This window comes from Cupriavidus sp. H39 (assembly GCF_050271075.1).
GTDB classification, from domain to species: domain Bacteria; phylum Pseudomonadota; class Gammaproteobacteria; order Burkholderiales; family Burkholderiaceae; genus Cupriavidus; species Cupriavidus necator_B.
On record NZ_CP189846.1, the window covers coordinates 1,299,388 to 1,319,046 of the forward strand.

Sequence of the window (19,659 nt, forward strand, 5' to 3'; positions counted from 1 at the left end):
GTCTCATGCAGCGTGGCCTAGAGCCGTAGCAGCAGGCGCATGGCCTCTTCCACCTTACGCAGGTGATTGGCCGCAAGGGTCGCCACCGGCCGACTGCCCATGAAGCGGCGATTGGATACGGCGCGAACCTGGTCGATCAAAAGGTCCGTTTCATAGGCCAGGCCCGGCAGCTTCCCCAGCGCCACGCGCAGCGGAAAGCAATCCTCCATTTCGGTCTGTGATGTCCCGGGTACGACAATAGTGGTCGCATGCCCCGCATCATTGAGCAGGTCGGTCTGCAGAACCAGCGCAGGCCGGTTGCGCTTGGCCGGCTCTTCCCGGTGGGTCTGCGGGTTGAAATCGACCTCCCAGATCTGTCCCCGCTTCGGTTCAATCAAGGCCGTCTCCGGCGGCGCCGTCCATTGCTTCGTTGGCAGCCAGGTGCTTCGCCGAGAGCTTGCGCGAAAGCATCGCGATACGGTTCGCCAGCTCGCGCTCGTTTTTCTCGCGGACGGCGTCGCGGATATAGTCCGACGTCTTCTGGCCTGCCGCCATCGCCAGGGCGCGGGTTTGCTCGGCCAGTTCTTCGCCTGCGCGGAATGACAAGGTCGTGCCTTGCATGAAGGGCTCCGACAATGGGTAATACGCAAGTATAGCGCTCATATGTCACGCGATTTTGTATTACAAAATTGCAGACGAGCCTGTTGTCTGGCCGCCCGACCAAGGTGAAGGAAGCCTAAGGCGGAGGGCGATAGCGAGAAAGGGGATAAGTCTGAAAGACCTGAACGACGCGTGTTCTCTCTGCAGCAAGGGAACGAACGTAACGATTCCCTGTCAATCGTAATCGTTCAGTTACAATGCTGTCCTGCAGCATCCCGGCCGGCCTGGTTCGCCACGGCGCCCCGGTGATGCCGTCAATGCCTCCGATCCCATGCGACTGTTGTTCCTGCTGCTGACCGCCATGTGCTTGTCGCTGCTCTCCTTTGGAGCAGCGGCGGACGCGCGCGCGGCGTTGCCGGGGCTGCAGCAGCCGGGGGTAGATTTGATCGACATGGCGGCGGCGCAACCCCTCGACGACCTGGGCCGCATCGTGGTGCCCGGCGACGACGGCCTGCACGACGACGATGTCTGCGATGACCCGCCCCCCGGCTACTGCAATATCTGGTCGGCCGACCTGCTCGATCCGCTCGACCTGCTCGACGAAATCGAAGAATCCAGCGCGCTGTTTGCGTTGCCGCCGGTGAAGCTGCTATTGCCCACCGGCGACGTGGCCCAGCAGCCGCCGGGCCGCGCCGACCCTCCGCCTTCGGCCTTTTTCCGGCCTCCCATCTCCCTCGCCTGATCGTTTCCTGCGCCCGCACCGCGCGCGCTGCCGCATGCAGCCGCCATGCCGCGGGCCGCGCCCCCTTGCCTGATATCGCCAGCCTGCCCGCCGCCTGAGCGCGCGGGCATGCCGCCGCCGTTGTGCGTCCTGCCGTGAATGCGTCCCCGTGACGCCTTCACCCGGGCGGGCGGCAGCATGGCGAACGGCAGATGTATTGCTTGCTTTCCCGACTCATGACAACAACCAAGCTGACCCTGATCGCGTCGCTTTCGCTGATGGCGCTTGCCTCGGCCCCGGCGCAGGCCGGAGCCCAAGGCAGGGCGTCCGCGCAGGCGACGGACGTGGCCGGTGCCGCGCCCGCTGGCCGTGCACCGCTGTCCAAACCTGCTGCCGCGCCCCTGCCGGGCGACGCGATCCTGGCGGCCGCCGCCGTGCCGAAGCCCGCGTCCGCGGGTGCCGCCGGCGCCGTGGCGGGGCCCGCCTACTCGCTGCCCCAGCTGCTCGACCTGGCCCAGTCCACCAACAAGGGCGTGGCGGCCGCCGAGGCCAATGTCGATGCGGCCAGCGCCGCGATCAGCAGCGCCCGGGCCTATCCCAATCCGCAGGTCGAGGTGATGTATGGCCGCCTGTCCGGCAAGCAGCCGGGCGTGGCCAGCGGCAACGCGCCCACTTATGCGGTGGTGCAGAAGTTCGATTACCCGCACCAGCGCAGCCTGCGCGAGGCCATGGCGACCCGCGGGCTGGAATCGTCGCAGGCGGTGCGGCAGGGCTTTCGCGCCGATCTGGCCGCCCGCGTGAAGACCGCCTATTACGATGTGCTGCGCCGCGAGAGCGAGCTGCATGCCGCCGAGGAAGACCTGGCGATGATGCGCCAGATCCACTCGCGCGCACGCCTGCGCGTGGAAGTGGGCGAGGCCCCGCGCTACGAGCTGATCAAGGCCGAGACCGAATTGCTGGCGTCGCAGAAGAGCCAGCAGACCGCCGAGCTGCGTGTCAACCAGGCCAAGGCGGCGCTGCGCCAGCAGGTGGGCGGCGCCATGCCCGGGCAGTTTTCGCTGGCGGGCACGCTGGGCCAGTCGCCCGACGTGCCGCCGCTGCCGGCGTTGCGAGACACCCTGACCGCCAGCAATGCCGAGCTGGTCCAGCGCCGCATGGAGCTGGAACGCGCGCAGCTGGGCGTGGACTACCAGAAGTCGCTGCGCTGGCCCGAAGTGGCGCTGCGCGCCAGCACCGACCGCCAGCCTGACAACAACGTCTCGCAGATCGGCCTGATCCTGACCATCCCGCTGTGGGACCGCCGCAGCGGGCCGGTGGGTGAAGCCGCGGCGCAGGCCACGCAGGCGCGCAGCGCGCTCGAGGCGCGCGAGTTCGAGCTGACCCAGGAACTGGAAGCGGCCTACCGCCAGTTCGAGATCAACCAGGCCCAGGTGACGGCGCTGGAATCGGGCATCGTGCGCGAGGCCGAGTCGGCGCTGGGCGTGGCCGAAGCCGCCTACCGCTTCGGCGAGCGCGGCATCCTGGACTACCTCGATGCCCAGCGCGTGCTGCGTGGCGCGCGCAATGAGCTGATCGCCGCGCAGTACGACCTGCAGCTGGCCGCGATCCAGATCGAAAAGCTTATGTCGACCGCCGCCGGCGCCACCGCCGCGCCCGGCCTGCAGCCGGCATCCAACCTCGAACAGAAATAACCATGCGTCCCAAATTCCTGCTTTCGCTGACGGCCGCCGCCGTCCTGACGTTCAGCCTGGCGGCCTGTTCCGACCAACCTGAACCGGTCGCCGAAGCGCCCAAGCTGCCGCCCGGCGTGATCCAGCCGGAGGGCAACCTGCAGAAGGGCCTGAAGGTGGCGCCCGTATCGACCTCACCGTTCAGCGAGATGCTGCGCGTGTCCGGCCGCATCGACTTCGACGAACAGCGCGTGTCGCGCATCGGCGCCAGCGTGACCGGCCGCGTGACCGACCTCTATGCCACGCTGGGCCAGGAAGTGAAGGCCGGCCAGGTGCTGGCGCGCCTGCACAGCAGCGAGCTGGGCGCGGCGCAGATGGCCTTCCTGAAGAGCGAGGCCCAGACCGAGCTGCAGGGCCGCAACGCCGAGCGCGCACGCCAGCTGTTTGCCGCCGACGTGATCGGCCGCGGCGAACTGCAGCGCCGCGAGAGCGAACTGGCGATCGCCTCGGCCGAGATGCGCGCCTACCGCGACCAGCTGCGCGTGCTGGGCATGTCGGCGACCTCGATCGCGCAACTGGCCAAGAGCGGCAGCATCAACTCGCACTCGCCGGTGTATTCCAGCATCAGCGGCACCGTGGTCGAGCGCAATGTGGCGCAGGGCCAGGTGGTGCAGCCCGCCGACGCGCTCTACACCGTGGCCGACCTGTCGCGGGTGTGGGTCGTGGCCGAGGTGCCCGAGCAGCAGGCCGCGCAGGTGGCCGAAGGCCAGAGCGTTGAGATCGAGGTGCCGTCGCTGGCGAACGGCGCCGGGCGCCAAACCATTACCGGCAAGCTGATCTACGTGGGCCGCACGGTCAATCCGCAGTCGCGCACGGTGCTGGTCCGCACCGAGCTGGAGAACCGCGAAGGCCGCCTGAAGCCGGCCATGCTGGCCAGCATGCTGATTGCCGGCAAGCCGGTCGACCAGTTGGTGGTGCCGGCCGCGGCGGTGGTGCGCGACGGCAACGACGAGCTGGTCTATGTCGAGATGCCGGGCAACAAGTACCGCCTGACCAAGGTCAAGCTGGGCGCCGAGAGCGACGGCATGCGCGTGGTTCAGAACGGCGTGAAGGCCGGCGACCGCATCGTGGTCGATGGCGCGTTCCACCTGGACAACGAGCGCAAGCGCCTCGAGCAAGGGTAAGCCGCCATGATGAAATCTTTAGTCGAAGCCGCCATCAAACAGCGGCTGGTGGTGTGCGTGATCGCCGTGGTGCTGTTCTTCTTCGGCCTGCGCGCTGCCACCAAGCTGTCGGTGGATGCGTTCCCAGACGTGACCAACGTGCAGGTGCAGATCGCCACAGAAGCCGCGGGCCGTTCGCCCGAGGAAGTGGAGCGCTTTGTCACCGTGCCGGTGGAAATGGCCATGACCGGCCTGCCCGGCCTGGAAGAGATGCGCTCGCTGAACAAGGCGGGCCTGTCCCTGATCACGCTGGTGTTCACCGATGCCACCGACGTGTATTTCGCGCGCCAGCTGGTGATGGAGCGCCTGATCGAAGTGGGCGGGCGCATGCCGGAAGGCGTGTCGCCGGTGCTGGGCCCGGTTTCCACCGGCCTGGGCGAGGTCTACCAGTACACGCTGGACCGCGCCGACGACGGCAACCACGAACTGACCCAGGAAGAGCTGGCCGAGCGCCGCATCGCCCAGGACTGGGTGGTGCGTCCGCTGCTGCGATCGATTCCTGGCGTGGCCGAGATCAACTCGCAGGGCGGCTACGTGCGCCAGTACCAGGCGCTGGTCAACCCCGAGCGCATGCGCCACTACCAGATCTCGATCCAGCAGGTCTATGAGGCGCTGGCGCGCAACAACGCAAACTCCGGCGGCGGCGTGCTGCCCCACTATGCCGAGCAGTACCTGATCCGCGGCGTGGGCCTGGCCCGCGGCGTGGACGACCTGGGCAGCATCGTGCTCAAGGAGATCAACGGCACGCCGGTGTACCTGCGCGACGTCGCCAACGTCACCATCGGCCATGAGGTGCGCCAGGGCGCGCTGGTCAAGAACGGCCAGACCGAGGCGGTCGGCGGCATCGTCATGATGATGCGCGGGGGCAATGCCAAGGAGGTGGTCAGCCGCGTGAAGGCCCGCGTGGCCGAGATCAATGAGCGCGGCATGCTGCCGGGCAAGCTGCAGATCGTGCCGTACTATGACCGCAGCGAGCTGGTCGACGCCGCGCTGTGGACCGTGACCAAGGTGCTGCTCGAAGGCGTGGTGCTGGTGGTGATCGTGCTGTTCCTGTTCCTGGGCGATGTGCGTTCATCGGTGATCGTGCTGGCCACGCTGGTGCTGACGCCATTGCTGACCTTCATGGTGATGAACGAAGTCGGCCTGTCGGCCAACCTGATGTCATTGGGGGGGCTGGCGATCGCCATCGGCCTGATGGTCGACGGCTCGGTGGTGGTGGTCGAGAACGCGTTCGAGCGGCTTGGTCACAAGGAGCCCGGACTGAGCAAGACCGAGATCCTGGTCAAGGCGGTGCAGGAAGTGGCCACGCCGGTGATCGTCGGCGTGGGCATCATCATCCTGGTGTTCCTGCCGCTGATGACGCTGTCGGGCATGGAAGGCAAGATGTTCGCGCCGCTGGCATTCACCATCTCGATCGCGCTGGCGATCTCGCTGTTCCTGTCGATGACACTGTCGCCGGTGCTGTCGTCGTACCTGCTCAAGGGCGGCGCCGAGCATGACACGCGCGTGATCGCCTTCATGAAGCGCCACTACTTGCGCCTGCTGCACTGGGCGCTGGGCAACAGCCGCAAGACCGTCATCAGCGCGGTCGCGGCCTTCGTCGCCACGTTGCTGATCGTGCCGCTGCTGGGCACCTCCTTCATTCCGGAGATGAAGGAAGGCTCGATCGTGCCCGCGATCGACCGCGTGCCGAACATCTCGCTGGAAGAGTCGGTCAAGCTGGAGAAGGAAGCCAACAAGCTGGTGCTGGAGGTGCCGGGCGTGAAGTCGGTGGTGTCGGGCGTGGGCCGCGGCGAAAGCCCGGCGGACCCGCAGGGCCAGAACGAATCGACTCCGATCGCCAGCCTGAAGGACCGCGACCAGTGGCCCGACGGCTGGACCCAGGACGATATCGCCAACGCCATCCGCGACAAGCTCAAGGCCATTCCGGGCGTGCAGATCGTGATGGCGCAGCCGATCTCGGATCGCGTCGACGAGATGGTCAGCGGCGTGCGTTCGGACGTGGCGGTGAAAGTGTTCGGCGACGACCTGGACAAGCTGCGCGAACTGGCGGGCGAGATCGCGCGCGTGGCCGGCGGCATCCAGGGCTCGCAGGACATCCGCATCGAGCGCGTGTCGGGCCAGCAGTACCTGTCGATCGAGATCGACCGGCAGGCGATTGCACGCTACGGGCTCAACGTGTCGGACATCCATGACGTGATCGAGATCGCCATCGGCGGCAAGCGCGCCACCGACATCTTCGAGGGCGAGCGCCGCTTTGCCGCGGCGGTGCGCCTGCCGGAGGAGTTCCGCAACAACGTGCAAGCGATCCGGCAGCTGCTGGTCAACACCCCAGACGGCATGCAGGTGCCGCTGCAGAGCGTGGCCCGCATCGAGGTCAACGACGGTCCCGCGCAGATCAGCCGCGAAATGGCCAAGCGTCGCGTGGTGGTGATGATCAACGTGAAGGACCGCGACCTCGGCGGCTTTGTCGCCGAGCTGCAGCAGGCCGCCGGCGCCAAGGTGAAGCTGCCCGAAGGCTACTACCTCGAGTGGGGCGGCCAGTTCCAGAACATGGAACGCGCCATGGGCCACCTGAAGATCATCGTGCCGGTCACCATCGCCGCGATCTTCTTCCTGCTGTTCCTGCTGTTCAACTCGCTGCGCTTTGCCACGCTGATCATCACGGTGCTGCCATTCGCTTCCATCGGCGGCATCATCGGCCTGTTCGTCACCGGCGAATACCTGTCGGTGCCTGCCTCGGTGGGCTTTATTGCGCTGTGGGGCATGGCGGTGCTGAACGGGGTGGTGCTGGTGTCGTATATCCGCACGCTGCGCGATTCGGGCTTATCGCTCGATGAGGCGGTGGTGCAGGGCGCGACGCAGCGTTTCCGTCCGGTGATGATGACCGCGACCATTGCGATGCTGGGCCTGGTGCCGTTCCTGTTCTCGACCGGCCCGGGCTCCGAAGTGCAGCGGCCGCTGGCGGTGGTGGTGATCGGCGGACTGATTACCTCGACGCTGCTGACGCTGGTGATGGTGCCCACGCTGTATCGCTGGTTTGACGACCGCAAGCCGGATCCGACGCGGGATGTGCCGGTGTGAGGCAGTGATTGCCTTGATGTCCCGCTGGTTTGCTACCCTCTCCCGCTCAAGGGAGAGGGGCAGGGGTGAGGGCAGGCGGTGGCAATAGCGACAGCCTTCACTTCGTTGACGCTCTCGCCCTCACCCCAACCCTCTCCCGCAAGCGGGAGAGGGAGTACCCAGGCGGTCGGTCAAGGGCCGGTGTGCTTGGCAAATTGTTCCAAAGACAACGCCCCATGCAAGTAGCCACTTGCATGGGGCGTTGTCTTTCCCTATTAGGCTGATATCTACGCCAGCCGCATCTCCAACTGCCGCGTCCACAGTTCCAGCACGAAATCCGGCTCCTCGTGACGGATATGCCGATACAACCCGGGTTGCGCGCCGATGGCGTCATGCACGGCCTGCGCGGTGATCTGCTGCTCCGCGAACGGATGGCGGAAATGGCAGGCGACGATGACGCCGTCATCGGCGAGCGCGCCGGCCGCCATCGCCGCGACTTCGTGCCAGTCCGGCTTGGGAAAGTAGTAGCCCAGTTCGGAAAACACCATCAGGTCGAAGCTGCCTTCGGGCCACTGCTGCGGCAATTCGCCGGTCAGCACGCGCGCCTGCGGGAATGGCGCCAGCCGTTGCCGCGCCTGCTCGGCGGCGGACTCGGCCAGCTCCATCGCCACCAGCGCATCGCAGCGCGGCGCCAGCGCCACGCTCAGGTGGCCGCCGCCGCAGCCGGGCTCGAAGGCGCGGCCGAAGCGCTCGCGCGGCAGCGTCGCCAGCAGCAGGGCGCGCTTGCGCGCTTCGTACCAGCGCGTGCCGATGCCCCAGGGATCCTGGTTGCGGCCGTACAGGCCGGCGAAATAGTCGCGGTCGACCGGCATGGCGGCAGGCCTCAGTAGCCGTAGTACGGTGCCTCGCGGTAGTAGCCGGAAGGCTGCGGTCCGCACGGCACGTAGGCGCGGTCGTAGTCGCGGTAGCAATAGCCAGGCGGCACCGCCGGCGCTGCGTAAGAGACCGGCGCGGGGGCGTAGGTGACGGGCGGGGGCGCTACCGGCGCCGCCATCACCGGTCCGGAGGCCAGCATGGCGCCCAGCGCCAGGCCGGCCAGCGCGCCGACCGCGAGCACGGCGCCGCCGTTGGAGCCGCCATGGTGGTGGCGGCCGTGCGCGGAGGCGGAACCGGCGGCTACCAGGGACGCGGCCAGGACCGCCGTGGCGACGATGCGGGTGGAGGGGCGCATTTCGGACTCCTTGTCATGCACAGCTTGTGTTCCTGAATGATGGACGCAAACTGGCGCGCAAGGTGTTTCGGCGCCCGGGCCGACTTGTTAGCTTTGTAACCGCGGCTTTTCAGATCTGTCTTTTTTAACCCGGTGTAAGACGCGGTAAAACGGCCCGTGTCCGAAACGGCTTATCCGAGCGTTTCGGCCAGCGCGCCCAGCCCCCGCGCGCTGGCGGCAAGTTCGCCGGCCAGCGCCGCAACCAGCGCCGCCGCCGGCAGCGCGCGCGCCAGCGGCGCGGCCTGGCCGGCCCATTGCGCGGCAAAGTCGGCGCTGCCGCGCGCCTTGGCGGCGGCGTGCAGGGCCTTGCCCGCATCGTAGGCGGTCGGGTAGTCGGGCGTGGCGGGCGCGCCGGCTGCCGCGCCCAGCTCGGTAAAGCGGTTGGCCAGGCCGCGGGCATTGCGGCCGGAGATGGCACGCGTCAGCACGGTCGGGCGCTTGCGCGCCTGCAGCAGCGCCTCGCGGTAGGGGTCGTCGGCCACGGTCTCGGGGCAGGCAATAAAGGCGGTGCCGAGTTGCGCGGCCTGCGCGCCAAGCGCCAGCGCCGCGGCAATGCCGGCACCGTCCATGATGCCGCCCGCGGCGATCACCGGCAGGCGGGTCTGGGTCGACAATACGCGTACCAGTGCAAAGGTGCCGAGTCCCTCGTCGACGGCGGCGGGGTCGAACACGCCGCGGTGGCCGCCGGCCTCGATGCCCTGCGCAACGATCGCGTCGATGCCGGCCGCCTCGATGGCGCGCGCCTCGTCCAGCGAGGTGGCGCTGGCCAGCAGCACCATGCCGGCTTCGCGCAGCGCGCGGATCCGGCCCGCATCGGGCAGCCCGAAATGGAAGCTGACCACGGCCGGGCGTTCTTCCAGCAGCATCGCGTGCATGGCGTCGTCGCTGACGTAGCTGCGATAGATCTCGCGCAGCGTGGCCGGTGGGGTGGCGCCGAATTCGGCAAAGCGCGGCGCGAGGTAGGCCAGCCAGGCCTGCTCGCGCGCCGCATCGGCGACCGCCGGCGCATGGCAGAACACATTGACGTTGAACGGCCCGCTGGTCAGCGCGCGGGTCTCGCGGATGGCCTTGCGCGCGGCTTCGGCGTCCATGGCGCCTACGCCAAGCGAGCCCAGCCCGCCGGCATGGGTGACGGCCGCGGCTAGCGCGGGCGTGCCGACACCGGCCATCGGGGCCTGGATGATCGGGGTGCGGATGCCAAGCCGGCGCAGCAGCGGCAGCCGGTCAGCGGTTGGGGTCGAGTCGGTCAATTTGGCGCTCCTTGGCAGGGTCGGTGGCGATTGCGCGACGGGCGCGATGGCGGGATCAGCCATCGCGCAGTTCGCGCACGAAGGCGTCGCAGGCGTGCGTGGCATAGCCGGCACGCTTGACGATATAGGTGTGCACCGCACGCACCGGCACGGTCTGCACGTCGACGGCGTCGCGGTGCAGCGCCAGCAGCGAGCGTGGCAGGATCGCCATCGCCGTGCCGGCACTGACGCAGGCGAGCATGGCGTGGTACGACGGCATCTCGGTGATGGCCAGGCGCTGGCGCATGTCGTCGCTGCCCTGCGCCAGCCAGTCTTCGGCGCACCGGCGGTAGGTGCAGCCCTTGGGGAAGGCCGCCAGGCGGCGCAACGCCACGTCCCGCGGCCCGCGTGCCCTGGGATGGCTGGCCGGCAGCACCAGTTGCAGGTGTTCGGTGAACAGGTAGGTGCCTTCCAGGCCGGGGGCCAGTTCGTCCAGGTCGGCCGCGCGCGCCGGGCCCTCGCCCGGATGCGCCACCACGGCGCAGTCCAGCCGGTGGTCGAGCACGGCATCGACCAGCGCGCGCGTGGTGCCGGTCCGGATCTCGATCTCTACGCCGGGCCAGGCCGCGTGGAACCGCGCCAGCGGCATCGGCAGGCGGTTGGCGGCGGCGCTTTCCATGGTGCCGATGCGCAGGCGGCCCGACGGTGCGGCGCCCTGCACCGACTGCCGCGCTTCTTCGGCCAGGGCCAGCATCTGGTTGGCATAGGCGAGCAGCCGGTGACCCTCGGGCGTCAGCAGCATGCGCTTGCTGTCGCGCTGGAACAGGGCCACGCCGAGCGCTTCCTCCAGTTGCTTGACGCGCGTGGTGACGTTGGACTGCACCCGGTCCAGCAGGCGCGCGGCACGGGTGACGCTCTGCTCCGTGGCGACGGCGCGGAAGATTTCAAGTTCAGCCAGTTCCATCGGCGGTCGGGCGGGGAAGGGGACAAGCGAATCGCTTGGATATTCTCGTTCAGAGAATATATCAATACAAAAAATCTTTCCACGAGAATAACAAAAGCCACGCCCCCGCGCCGCGAAAGCCGGCTTCGCCTGCCTCAGGCCGGCGCCGTCTCCATGGGCCAGCCTGCCGGCACCCGTATGCTGTCCAGCCCCATCTGGGCGAAGTCCGGGCCCCAGTTCATGCGTTCCATGCGCATCACTTCCACTTGCGTGATGCCGATCGCCGCGAACACGTACTTCAGGTAGGGCGTCAGGAAGTCCTGCTGGCTCCCCGGACCTTCCCCGAACGGGCCGCCGCAAGAGACCACCGCCAGCACCGGCCGGTTCGCCAGCATGCCGACCTTGCCGGCCGGCGTATTGCGGAAGGTGCGGTTGGGCCGCACCACCAGGTCGATCCATGCCTTGAGCGCCGACGGCACGGTGAAGTTGTGCATCGGCGTGGAGATCAGCACCGCGTCGGCGGCCTCCAGTTCGGCGATCAGCGTTTCGGACAGCGCCAGCGCCGCATGGTCGGCCGGGCCGCGCTGCTCGGGCGGCATCAGGCTGGCTTCGACGGTGGCACGATCCGGATGCGGCAGCGGCTGGGCGGCCAGGTCGCGCGCGATCACGCGCAGCGAACCATTGCCGATCTGCCCCAGCAAGCGCGCGGCGCCCTGCTGGCTGCATGAGGCCTCGCCGCGGCTGCTGGCGCTGAGGTGAAGCAGGGTAGTCATCGGTCGCTTTCCTCAAGGGGGAAGTAGAAGTGGAGCGCGCTCGCCAGCAGGCCATTGCGGTAGTAGAAGCGGTGGCCCAGCACGTTGGCGAGTGGCGTATCCAGAACCAGCGCGCGGCAGCCGGCCTGGCGCGCCTCGTGTTTCAGGCGGTCCATCACCTGCTGCCCGTAGCCGCTGCTGCGCGCGTTTGCGTCGGTGACGAGGTCATCGACGTAGGCGTGAACGCCGCGGACCAGGTTGTCCTGCACCCGCCAGCCGGCGAGCGCAACCGGCTTGCCGTGGTCCCATAGCACCAGCAGGCGATAGCCTGTCGCCGCCTGGCGGCGCCAGCGCGCCACCAGCTCATCGGCCGAGGCCAGGTGCGGGCGCAATTGCCGCATCAGCGCAAAACAGGCGGCCACTTCCATGTCATGCTCGACATGCCGCAGTTCGGTCTGGGGGGCGGTGGCGGTGTTCATGCGGCGCTCCCTGCCGCTTGCGCGGGCGGCGGCGGGAACTGCAGGCCGGCGGCAATGCGGTTCCATGCCTGGATCGCGGCGATCGCAGTGGTCAGGTAGGGGATCTCGGCCTCGCTGAACTGCTCGCGCACCCGCGCCAGCGCCTGCTGGCGGGCGTGTTCGGCGCCGGCGCCCGCGGTGGCGCCCAGCACGGTCAGGGCCTCGGCCCAGGCCAGTGCCGCCTGCTCGCGCGCGCCATGGACACCGGCCTCGCGCCAGACCGCGACCAGGTCAAGCTTGCGCGCGTCCACGCCATGCCGGCGCGCCAGGTTCAGGTGGAACTGCAGGCAGAAGGCGCAGCCGTTGAGCTGCGATACGCGCACCTTGATCAGCTCGGTCAACGGCTTGTCGAGTCCCGAGTCATCCACGGCGGTGCCCAGCGCGCGCAGGGCCGCGTACACGGCTGGCGCGGCGCGGGTGAAGGATTCGAACGTCATGCTGGCATGCGGGTCTGGCATTCCGGGCCTCCTTGGGCGGAACTGGGTTAATATCAGAGCACGAACATAATATAAGAGTTCTGACATTATGAGCAAGACCACCACCAGGCGCGGCGTCGCGGCCACGGCTTCCACTGCGGTTCCAGCGCCCGGCGAAGGCAAGCGGGGCGAGAGCGGCCACCTTGGCTACCTGCTGCGCCAGGCCGGCGCGGCCAACCGGCTGCGCATGGAGCGGGCGCTGGCCGACCTGAACGTGACGCCGCCGCAGTTCGTGGTGCTGACTATGCTGGGCGCGTATGCAGGGCTGTCGGGCGCCGACCTGGCGCGGCTGGCGCTGCTGACGCCGCAGACCGTCAGCGTGATCGTCGGCAACCTGGAGAAGGCGGGCCATATCGAGCGCGCGCCGCATCCCGTGCACGGCCGCATCCAGACCATTGCGCTGACGGCGCAGGGCAAGGCCTTGCTGGCCCAGTGCCGCGAGCGGGTCATGGCCAACGAGGCGCGCCTGGCGGCGGGCCTGACGGCGCAGGAAGAGCAGGTGATTCGCCGCTGGCTGGTGTCGCTGGCGGTGGAAGACGCCGCCGGCCCGGCCAAGGCATAGCGGCATTGCCGTGCGGCGTCAGCCGGTCGCCAGTGCGCGCTCCGGCTCGGCGCCGAACGGCGGCATGTTCTCCAGCCGCAGCGATTGCGGCACCGACAGCGAAATGCCCGCGGCGCGCAGCCGCTTGAGGATCTCGAACAGCAGGTCGCTGCGCGTGGCCGCGGCGATGCGCGGGCTGCCGACATAGCCGGTCACCGACAGCGTGATGCCGTTGGGCGCCAGCTGGCTGAACATCACCGACGGGGCCGGCACGTCGAGGATGCTTTCGTTCTCGCGGTAGACGTCCAGCAGCAGGTCGCGCAGCTGCTCGGGATCGGTGTCCAGCGGGAAGGTGAGCTGCAGCGAGGCCACCCCCTGGGTGCTGTTGCTCATGGTGACGTTGCGCAGGTTCTGCGAGATCAGCTGCGAATTGGGCACGATCACCGTGGAGCGGTCGCCCAGCTGGATCTCGGTGGCGCGCACGTTGATGCGGCGGATGTCGCCCTCGACCCCGGCGATGCTGACCATGTCGCCGACCTTGACCGGACGCTCGGTCAGCAGGATCAGCCCCGACACGAAGTTCTTCACGATTTCCTGCAGGCCGAAGCCGATGCCGACCGACAGCGCGCTGACGATCCACGCCAGGTTGTCCCAGCGCACGCCCAGCAGCGACAGCGTCAGCAGCACCAGCAGCACGTAGCCGACATTGCTGAACAGCGTGATCAGCGACGCGCGCAGCCCTTGCTCCATGCACAGCTTGGGCAGCAGTTCCGCATCCAGCCAGCGCCGCACCGTGCGCAGCAGCCAGATGCCCACCCCCAGCGCGACCAGCGCATTCAGGATGCGCTCCGGCATGATGTTCAGGCTGCGCAGCTTTTCGCCGCCCAGCACGGTGACCAGGCTGTCGACCAGGTCAGCGGGGGTGGTGCCGAAGCCGCCGGTCAGCAGCGCCACCACGGCCAGCAGCAGCAACAGGCTGGCGCCGATGCCGGACAGGATGGTGGCGGCCTGTTCCAGGCGCGCGTCGTCGACGCCGAACAGCTGCTTGATCACCTGGCCGCTGGCGTGCTGGGTCGAGAACACGCTTTCGAAGGTGTCGCGCGTGACCTGGGTCAGCAGGTACAGGCTGCACAGCACGATGTCGAACCAGACCAGCTCATAGGTCAGGAAGCGCGCAAAGCTGATATAGCCGGCCACCAGTGCCACCAGCGACACGACCACGATCAGGCTGACGCCGGCGTGGATCATGCCGGCCAGCGTGGCGCGCGCTTCCGGCTGCTCGCCCGCCGCGGCCAGCTCGCTGCGCACGCGGTTGGCGCGCAGCAGCGCCGCGCCGATGGTCAGCACCACCACCAGCGAGACCAGCCCGCGCCCGAGCAGCGTGACCTGCACGCTGGTATCGGCAATGCGGTTGAGCTGTTCCAGCGTGCCGGCCAGCAGCAACAGCCCGGCCAGCACCGCGGGGAACGGCTTCATCGCCAGCGCCACCGGGTCGGCCAGCGCGGGTAGCCGCCAGGACGGGTGGCGCGTGCACAGCAGGGCGCGGCCGAGCCCCGCGATCAGGGCGCTGGTCAGGGTCAGCTTGAGCAGCCCGCCGTACAGCGTCATCAGGTCCGGCGGCAGTTCATAGTTGCGCGCGAAGGCGTTGTAGACGATCTGCACCGCCAGCCCCGTGGTGGCCACGGTCGCGAGCGTGGTGGCCAGCGCCAGCGCGCTGCGCCGCAGGCGCGTGGGTGGCAGCCGGTTCAGGCAGAACCAGGCCAGCGCGCGTTCGGCCAGGCGCTTGCCCAGCAGCCACACGCCCAGTGCGAGCAGCAGCAGGGCGATGGTGGCGGCGCGCTGCGACGGCTGCCAGGCCAGTTGCGCCATCGGCACCACCTGGTCCAGGAACGCGGCCATGCGCGCCCGGTCCTCGGCGGCCGGGCTGACCATCGGCTTCCAGAACTGCGGGTTCAGGATGCTGTCCGAGCGCAGCGCCAGCTGGTCTTTCATCTGGCTGCGCTGCAGCCGCCCGATCTGGCCGCTCAGGTTGGCGATGTTCTCCTTGCTTTCGGCCGCCTGCTTCAGTTGCGCATCGAGCTGCATGCGGCGTGCGTTCAGTTCGGCGCGCTGCCGTACCACCGCCGGCGCTTCCCGGGTCATGCCATCCGTCGGCGGCGGGCCCAGCACATCGAGCTGCGCCTGCAGCTGGGCGCGCTGCGGCGTCAGCGCCGCGGACAGGCTGTCGACGTCGGCATCGAGCTTGTGCAGGGTATGGTCCAGCTCGTCCAGCTTGGTGGTGCCGTCGGGGTCGGAGGCCTGCTGCTTGATGCGGTCCTGCTCGGTCTGCAGGCGCTTGAGTTCGGCGACGGCGTCGGCGTGCGTGAGGGCGGGCGTCGGTTGCGCCTCGGTGGCGGAAGCGGCCGCGGACGCCGGCGCCGCGACGGCGGCGGGCAAGGCCGCTGGCATCAGGTGGCATAGCGCGGCGAGCGCAAGGCCCAGTGCGAGCCGTGAAACGTTGCTCATGGCGGAATCTCGTCGATGGTGACGGTTCGCGGCGGCCCGGCATCGCCTTGCGGCATGGAAGACGCGCGCCGGCCCCTAATGGGACGGCGGCGATCCGATGCGGGAACGGCCGGGATACCGGCGATGAACAGGCGAAGGGACCGCTGCTCGCTGGCGATCCTTTCGGCGCATGGTGTGGCCAGGGACCGGCGCTCCCGTCAAGGAACACCGGCAGCGGCTGGCCGTGGCGGCAGGAACAGGCAACCCACCCCGCCGCGATTCGCGAAATTATAGAAAAGCGCATCCGCCACCTTGCCGCATACTGCGGCGCATCGGCCACACGGTGACAAATTGATACGCATCCGTGGGTGTGCCGGCCTGGTACGGCCGCCACCGCCGACAGGCTTGCCGCCATCGCAGTAACATCACGCACTTCAGGCCGCGCGCGGCCCATTGTCATCATCTGTCACCCTCAAACTTCCCAGGAGCACGCATGGCGGTTGCGTCAGGCACCGAAAAGACAACGCTCGACGGCGAGGCCGGGCCGATTGAACTGCTGGTCGACCGGCCCGCGGGCGATCCGCGCGGCATTGCCGTGGTGGGGCATCCTCATCCATTGCTGGGCGGCTCGGCCACGCACAAGGTGCCGCACCAGCTGGCCAAGGCGCTGGTGGCGCGCGGTTACCTGACCGTGCGGCCGAATTTTCGTGGCGTCGCGGGTTCCGGTGGCGCCCATGACCAGGGCCAGGGCGAGGCGCGGGACATGCTGGCGGTCGTCGCGCATCTGCGCGCGGCGCATCCCGGCCTGCCGCTGGCGCTGGCGGGCTTTTCCTTCGGCGCCTTCGTCATGGCCCATGTGGCCGCGGCGCTGGCGGCGCAGTCCGTGCCCATCCGCCACCTGGTGCTGGCCGGCACCCCTTACGGCCTGGTGAAAGGCCATCGCAGCTATGACACCCCGGCCGTGCCGGCCGATTGCCTGGTGGTGCATGGCGAGCACGACGAGCGCGCGGAACTGGCCGCCTTGTTCGACTGGGCGCGTCCGCAGGCGCTGCCGGTGGTGGTAGTGCCGGGCGCGGATCACTTCTTCACCGGCAAGCTGCCGCTGCTGGTGCGCATCGTGGGCGGCTATCTCGACCGGCCCGCGCATGGAGCCACCGTGTAAAAACTTCGATCTTTGCCGCCGTTGCGCGGTCCGCGCCGGGCGCGCTGTCGGCCCGTCGCAATCCGCTGCGCTCCGCGCTGACCCGCGGCGAGGCATGGATGATGCTACCGATACCAGACACCGCGCACACGCGTTCAGATCGGAGGCAATCCATGAAAGACTATCCACCGTCGGAAATCAGGGAAACGTGGCGCAACCGGGGCTACGGCGAGCCCGGCGATACCCGCCAGGCACACCACTGGCGCAGCGGCAATCCGGGCGGCTCGGCGTTTGGCTACGGGCAGGCGCGCTATGGCACGGAAGGCGGCGAGGGCCCGGAAGACCGGTACCGCCCGGGCGCCCCGGCGCGGACCGGATCGCGCCGGCTGCCCAAGAACTACCAGCGCACCGACGCGCGCATTCGCGACGACCTGTGCGAACGGCTGGCGCAAGCCGACGATGACGTCTCGGACGTGACCGTCGATGTCGGCTCGGGCATTGTCACGCTGACCGGCACCGTGGCCGACCGCGGCATCAAGTACCGCATTGAAGAGCTGGCCGAAGACGTGCTGGGGGTCAATGAGGTGCGCAACAACCTGCAAGTGGCGCGCAGCGCGGGCGGTGCGGGGGAAGCACAGCGGCCGGCGGGTGCCGGCGCTGGCGGGGCACCAGGCCAGCGACGCCTGGGCCAGTCCGCCGGACGGCGCCAGCCGGTGGGCGAGGTTGCTTCGGACGTGCTGTATATCGTCCAGTCGCGCGACGGGCGCTTCCTGGGCGCGGAAGCCGGCGAGGCCGTGCTGGTGCCGGGGATCATGCAGGCCGGTTTGTTCGACGATCCGGATGAAGCCCGTGCCGCCGCGCAGGAGCACTGTGCCCGCGGCTACCGCATCCTGGCCACGCGGCGCTGACGGCGCGCGCAATCAGGCGTTGGGCACGGCAGGCGCGCTGGCCGGATCCGGGTGGATCTGCATCACGGCGGCGCGCTTCTCCAGCAGGTGCTGGCGCAGGATCGACGCCAGGCGCTTGCCGTCGCGGGCTTCCAGCGCACGGACCATCTCTTCGTGGTCGTGCACGGCGCGGTCCCACTTGTCGGTCTGGTGGTTGGAGCGGAAGCGCATCGCCTTGAGCCGCCGGTTCAGCGTCAGGTAGGTCTGCAGCAGGGTCTGGTTGCGCGCCGCCGCGGCGATGCGGTCGTGGATTTCCTGGTTGCGGCTGTAGTAGCCGGGCAGGTCATTGCGCGCGTGGCAGGCCAGCATGGCGTAATGCAGCGCCTTGATCTCGGCCAGTTCCGGCGCGGTGATGCGTTCGCATGCCAGCTCGCCGGCAAAGGCCTCGAGGCCGCTCATCAGCTCGAACGCCTCCCATGCCTCGGCCTCGCTCATGCGCGAGACGCTGGCGCCGCGGTTGGGCGAGATCTCGATCAGCCCCTCGGCGGCCAGCACCTTGAGCGCCTCGCGCAGCGGCGTGCGCGAGATCCCCAGCGTTTCGCACAGTTCGCGCTCGTTCAGCTTCATGCCGGGCGCCAGCACCCCTTCGACGATGAAGTTGCGCAGGTGGTCGACCACGGTGTCGTGCAGCCGCTGGCGCACCACCTTGGGCAGGAGCGGGGCGGCCGCGGCGCCGGAGCCCTCCGTAGGTTGCATGCAATGTCCCTGTCATTAGCGTGGTGCCATTCTAAGACATTGCCGGCTTGCCGCAACGCTGGCGGCAAGCCGCGGATTCAGCGCGCCGGCCCGCGCAGCGGCACGCCGCTTTCGCGCCGCGCCTCGGGGTCCGCGCGCCGCCCGATCAGCGCCACCGACAGCGCCGACACCAGTCCCGCGAAGGCCACGTAGGCGCAGATCTGCCAGGGTTGGCCGCCACCGGACTTGAGCAGCGCCGTGGCGATGATGGGCGTGATGCCCGACGCGAAGATGCCCGAGAACTGGTAGACGAACGAGATCCCGGTGTAGCGCACCCTGGCATCGAACAGTTCGCAGAACAGCGCCGCCTCCGGCCCGTAGACCGCGGCGTAGAGGATGCCGAACGGCACCACGATCGACAGCCACAGCAGCATGGTATTGCCGCCGCTGTTCAGCATCAGCCAGAACGCGGGGAAGGCGGACAGCGCGGTGATCAGCGAACCCCAGAAATACACCCGGGTGCGGCCGATACGGTCGGACAGGTGGCCGAAGAACGGGATGAAGAAGCACATCGCGATCGCCGCCGCCATCACCCCGAGCAGCGCCTGGGTGCGGCTGATCTGCACGGTCTGGGTCAGGTAGGTGATCGAGAACACGCCGAAGATGTTGAAGAAGACGCCGTCGATATAGCGCGCGCCCATGCCCTTCAGGATATTGCCGGGGTAGCGCCGCATCATGTCGACAAAGGGGATCTGCGTTTCCGCATTGCGCTGCTTGATCACGGCGAATTCCGGTGTTTCCTTGACGTTGAGCCGGATATACATGCCGACGAACACCATCCCCGCCGAGATCAGGAACGCCACCCGCCAGCCCCAGGACAGGAACTGCGCATCCGACAGTGTCAGCGACAGCAGCGCCACCACGCCCGAGGCCAGGCACAGCCCGATCGCCAGCCCGATCTGCGGCAGCGACGCATAAAAGCCCTTCTTGTCCGGCGGCGCGTACTCGTACGCCATCAGCACCGCGCCGCCCCATTCGCCGCCCAGCCCGATGCCCTGCAGTACGCGCAGCAGCAGCAACAGCACCGGCGCCAGGATGCCGATGCTGTCATAGGTCGGCACCAGCCCGATCAGGAAGGTGGACACGCCCATGATCATCAGCGTGATCACCAGCATGCTCTTGCGGCCGACCTTGTCGCCGAAGTGCCCGAAGATCACGCCGCCGAGCGGGCGCGTGACAAAGCCCACCGCAAAGGTGGTGTAGGCCAGCATGGTGGCCACCAGCGGGTCGTTGCCGGGGAAATACAGCTTGTTGAAGACCAGGCCGGCGACCACGCCGTACAGGAAGAAGTCATACCACTCGATGGTGGCGCCGATCACGGACGCCAGCGCGACCTTGCGGATCGCTCGTTCGTTGGGGCTTGTCAT

General features: G+C 68.6%; 19 protein-coding genes. 7 read left to right on the forward strand and 12 right to left on the reverse strand.

The features are described from left to right. Positions 1-17: 17 nt before the first annotated feature. Positions 18-377, reverse strand: coding sequence for a type II toxin-antitoxin system PemK/MazF family toxin (locus ACOCMH_RS06330; protein ID WP_427308295.1), 360 nt, complete (start codon positions 375-377; stop codon positions 18-20). Next, entirely contained in the window at positions 370-600 is a 231-nt protein-coding gene (locus tag ACOCMH_RS06335) for an antitoxin of toxin-antitoxin stability system (RefSeq protein WP_427308296.1), read from the reverse strand. The genes ACOCMH_RS06330 and ACOCMH_RS06335 overlap by 8 nt, the downstream gene beginning before the upstream one ends. A gap of 310 nt (positions 601-910) precedes the next feature. On the opposite strand from ACOCMH_RS06335, the gene ACOCMH_RS06340 reads away from it, so the two are divergent. From ACOCMH_RS06340 to ACOCMH_RS06355, 4 genes are all read left to right on the forward strand, one after another. After that, entirely contained in the window at positions 911-1,321 is a 411-nt protein-coding gene (locus ACOCMH_RS06340; RefSeq protein ID WP_427308297.1) for a cobalt-zinc-cadmium resistance protein, read from the forward strand. A gap of 215 nt (positions 1,322-1,536) precedes the next feature. Beyond that, positions 1,537-2,991 (forward strand): TolC family protein, encoded by a 1,455-nt coding sequence (locus tag ACOCMH_RS06345; RefSeq protein WP_427308299.1) that lies wholly within the window; start codon positions 1,537-1,539, stop codon positions 2,989-2,991. A 2-nt stretch (positions 2,992-2,993) separates the two neighbouring features. Further along, positions 2,994-4,154: an efflux RND transporter periplasmic adaptor subunit gene (locus ACOCMH_RS06350; RefSeq protein WP_427308301.1), complete on the forward strand. Its 1,161-nt coding sequence runs from the start codon at positions 2,994-2,996 to the stop codon at positions 4,152-4,154. A gap of 6 nt (positions 4,155-4,160) precedes the next feature. Continuing rightward, complete coding sequence (locus tag ACOCMH_RS06355) at positions 4,161-7,277, forward strand: efflux RND transporter permease subunit (RefSeq protein WP_427308302.1); 3,117 nt, start codon at positions 4,161-4,163, stop codon at positions 7,275-7,277. Between the two features lie 266 nt (positions 7,278-7,543). Here ACOCMH_RS06355 and ACOCMH_RS06360 read toward each other — a convergent pair whose 3' ends face one another. The 7 genes from ACOCMH_RS06360 to ACOCMH_RS06390 all read right to left on the reverse strand — a co-directional run bounded on the left by ACOCMH_RS06360 (position 7,544) and on the right by ACOCMH_RS06390 (position 12,426). Then, entirely contained in the window at positions 7,544-8,128 is a 585-nt protein-coding gene (locus ACOCMH_RS06360; RefSeq protein ID WP_427308304.1) for a methyltransferase domain-containing protein, read from the reverse strand. An 11-nt stretch (positions 8,129-8,139) separates the two neighbouring features. Further along, a complete protein-coding gene (locus ACOCMH_RS06365) occupies positions 8,140-8,487 on the reverse strand; it encodes a mechanosensitive ion channel protein MscS (RefSeq protein WP_427308305.1) in 348 nt (115 codons plus the stop codon). 170 nt (positions 8,488-8,657) lie between these two features. After that, positions 8,658-9,776, reverse strand: a complete 1,119-nt coding sequence (locus ACOCMH_RS06370; RefSeq protein ID WP_427308307.1) for an NAD(P)H-dependent flavin oxidoreductase — start codon at positions 9,774-9,776, stop codon at positions 8,658-8,660. Between the two features lie 55 nt (positions 9,777-9,831). Further along, positions 9,832-10,719 carry a LysR family transcriptional regulator gene (locus tag ACOCMH_RS06375; protein ID WP_427308309.1) on the reverse strand — a complete coding sequence of 296 codons (888 nt, stop codon included), beginning with the start codon at positions 10,717-10,719 and terminating at the stop codon, positions 9,832-9,834. Positions 10,720-10,853: 134 nt separating this feature from the next. Further along, positions 10,854-11,471 (reverse strand): FMN-dependent NADH-azoreductase, encoded by a 618-nt coding sequence (locus ACOCMH_RS06380; protein ID WP_427308311.1) that lies wholly within the window; start codon positions 11,469-11,471, stop codon positions 10,854-10,856. Then, positions 11,468-11,929: a GNAT family N-acetyltransferase gene (locus ACOCMH_RS06385; RefSeq protein ID WP_427308312.1), complete on the reverse strand. Its 462-nt coding sequence runs from the start codon at positions 11,927-11,929 to the stop codon at positions 11,468-11,470. The genes ACOCMH_RS06380 and ACOCMH_RS06385 overlap by 4 nt, the downstream gene beginning before the upstream one ends. Continuing rightward, positions 11,926-12,426 carry a carboxymuconolactone decarboxylase family protein gene (locus tag ACOCMH_RS06390; RefSeq protein WP_427308313.1) on the reverse strand — a complete coding sequence of 167 codons (501 nt, stop codon included), beginning with the start codon at positions 12,424-12,426 and terminating at the stop codon, positions 11,926-11,928. The genes ACOCMH_RS06385 and ACOCMH_RS06390 overlap by 4 nt, the downstream gene beginning before the upstream one ends. A gap of 67 nt (positions 12,427-12,493) precedes the next feature. Between ACOCMH_RS06390 and ACOCMH_RS06395 the strand changes: the two genes are divergently transcribed. Then, positions 12,494-13,006 (forward strand): MarR family winged helix-turn-helix transcriptional regulator, encoded by a 513-nt coding sequence (locus ACOCMH_RS06395; RefSeq protein WP_427308315.1) that lies wholly within the window; start codon positions 12,494-12,496, stop codon positions 13,004-13,006. Between the two features lie 18 nt (positions 13,007-13,024). On the opposite strand, the gene ACOCMH_RS06400 is transcribed toward ACOCMH_RS06395, so the two are convergent. Further along, positions 13,025-15,490, reverse strand: a complete 2,466-nt coding sequence (locus ACOCMH_RS06400) for a DUF3772 domain-containing protein (RefSeq protein WP_427308317.1) — start codon at positions 15,488-15,490, stop codon at positions 13,025-13,027. Positions 15,491-15,962: 472 nt separating this feature from the next. Between ACOCMH_RS06400 and ACOCMH_RS06405 the strand changes: the two genes are divergently transcribed. Both ACOCMH_RS06405 and ACOCMH_RS06410 read left to right on the forward strand, forming a co-directional pair. Beyond that, complete coding sequence (locus ACOCMH_RS06405; protein ID WP_427308319.1) at positions 15,963-16,631, forward strand: alpha/beta hydrolase; 669 nt, start codon at positions 15,963-15,965, stop codon at positions 16,629-16,631. A gap of 152 nt (positions 16,632-16,783) precedes the next feature. Next, positions 16,784-17,518: a BON domain-containing protein gene (locus tag ACOCMH_RS06410; protein ID WP_427308320.1), complete on the forward strand. Its 735-nt coding sequence runs from the start codon at positions 16,784-16,786 to the stop codon at positions 17,516-17,518. A 12-nt stretch (positions 17,519-17,530) separates the two neighbouring features. On the opposite strand, the gene ACOCMH_RS06415 is transcribed toward ACOCMH_RS06410, so the two are convergent. Both ACOCMH_RS06415 and ACOCMH_RS06420 read right to left on the reverse strand, forming a co-directional pair. Continuing rightward, positions 17,531-18,253: a GntR family transcriptional regulator gene (locus ACOCMH_RS06415; protein ID WP_306852367.1), complete on the reverse strand. Its 723-nt coding sequence runs from the start codon at positions 18,251-18,253 to the stop codon at positions 17,531-17,533. Positions 18,254-18,330: 77 nt separating this feature from the next. Then, a complete protein-coding gene (locus tag ACOCMH_RS06420) occupies positions 18,331-19,659 on the reverse strand; it encodes an MFS transporter (RefSeq protein WP_427308322.1) in 1,329 nt (442 codons plus the stop codon).